At 71.9% G+C, this 1,876-nt stretch carries 1 protein-coding gene and 1 pseudogene; both read right to left on the bottom strand.

Annotation, left to right across the window (positions count from 1 at the left end; all coding sequences use genetic code 11):
• Nucleotides 1-858, bottom strand: a pseudogene (locus tag Q8M82_RS20895) (hypothetical protein); the annotation flags it as partial.
• Nucleotides 859-979: 121 nt separating this feature from the next.
• The coding region (locus Q8M82_RS20890; RefSeq protein WP_371126428.1) for a MotE family protein at nt 980-1,876 on the bottom strand (897 nt) is incomplete at its 5' end.

Genomic DNA, 1,876 nt, shown 5'->3' with positions numbered 1-1,876 from the left:
CGCCGCCGGCACCACCGCCGGCGCAGGTTGGGGCTCTGCGGGCGGAGTCAGGGTCGCGGCCGGGGGCGGGGCGGGCTTCAGCAGGTCGACCAGCAGCCCGTCCTCGTCGCGGAAGCTGCGGACCTTCCAGTCCTTCGGCACCTTGAGCGCCAGCGTCGTGGCGCCGGCCGTGGTCTCCTGCCCGCGCAGGCCGATGCCCTCGGGCAAGGCGTTGCGGATGGCGGCGGGATCGACGGTCATCGGCTGGTCGAAGGTCAGTGTCAGTTCACCGTCGGCCAGTTCCGGCTTCAGGTTCGTCTCCGGTGCGACGTCGAAGATCAGGCGTTCCAGCGTCGGCAGAGTGGCGCTGCGCAGGCCGAGCCCCTTGCGCGACTGCAGGGCGGCGCGGGCGGCCTCGCGGGCCCGGCTCTCGGCGACGCGCAGCCGCTCTGAAATGTCGGCGAGTACCTCGGGCGGCGGGCCGGGCATCACGCCCTGCCAGTTCTCGGGCAGCAGATCGATGAAGGCGCGCTCGCCGGCCTCGATCAGATTGGCGCGGTAGGGGCGCGTCAGCGCCAGCCGCATGCCGCGCCCGTCCGGATCGATCCGGGCGATCGAGACATAGGCTGGAAGTTCACGCGCGATCCGGGCGACATCGACCTTGACGCTCGTTCCGAAGGCGACGACCAGCACGCCGTTGGAGACGCGGATGCGCGTCGGCGTCGGCTCGTCGAAGACCAGGGACAGGCGCCCGAAGCCGGGTGGCATGACATCGCCGCGCAGGGTCGCGCTCGCCGCGAGCGCCGGCGAGCCGAGGCCGGCGGCGGCGGCGAGGGCCGAGAGGCCGATGCCGAAGGCGAGGGAACGCGGGAGACGCAAAGCCGGACACTCACGCAACACGACATGGTCGGAGGCGGCCGGACGGACCGCCCCGATCGCAGGACGCTAGCCTGTCAAGGATAATGCCGGGTTAAGGGCGCAAGGCAGTCGGCGCCGCCGGTCAGCGCCGCCGGGGCGCGGGTGCGATCGCCGGCAATTCGGTGCCGGGGAGGGCGGCGGACTCGAGCGACGGGCCGGCCGCGAGCGGGCTGCGCGCCATCGTCGCGAGCGCCACGGTGAGCTTTTCGGCCCGGTCGGGCGCCATCGCGGCCAGGACCTCGGACATCTTGCGCGGGTTCATCTGCTGGACGACCGGCACCAGCACGTCGAGGCCGAGACGGTCGAAGACGCGGGCGGCGTCCTTGGGCTTCATCGCCTCATACATGATAACGAGGTTCTTGATCGCCTTGGTCTCCTCGCCCGCGGGCTTGGGCGGCCCGCCGATGCCGGCCTTGGTCTCGAGTTCCTTCAGGTCGCCGACGCGGCTGTCGAGCTTCTTCTCGGCGGTGTCGAGCAGGCGCTCGCGCATCTCGAGCTCGCGCATGCGCGCCTCGATCTCCTCGCGCCGCGCGCCCAGCCGTTCCAGCAGCGCCTTCTCGGCCGGCGAGGTCGGAGCCGCGACGCCGTTCAGGATCCCGGCCTTGTTGAGCGGGTTGGCGGCGCGGGCGGCCTCCTCCCTGGCCTCGGCCTCGGCCTTCTCCGCATCCTTCTTGGCGTCGGGCTTGTCGACGGAGCCGGTGGTCTCGGGGTCGAGGAAGGCGGTGTCGGGCGAGTGGGCATGGGCGATGACCTTGGCCAGGGCCCAGACCTCCTTCTCCGGCTTGGCGGGCTCGGCGGACTTGGCAGGCTCCGCCGGCCTTGCGGTGGGAGAGGATGATTTGTTGGCGGCGATGAACGGCGAACTGGCCGGAATCGTCCCGGGATAAGGCTCCGACGTCCAGGCGAGCAGCTTCAGCGCCAGGAGACCCATGGCGCCGAGGATGACGGCCGGGAGCAGGCGGGGCCGCTCGATCACGCG

This window comes from Allobosea sp. (assembly GCF_030694325.1).
In the GTDB taxonomy this organism is placed as follows: Bacteria; Pseudomonadota; Alphaproteobacteria; order Rhizobiales; family Beijerinckiaceae; genus Allobosea.
This window is presented reverse-complemented; position numbering and strand designations above follow the sequence as displayed.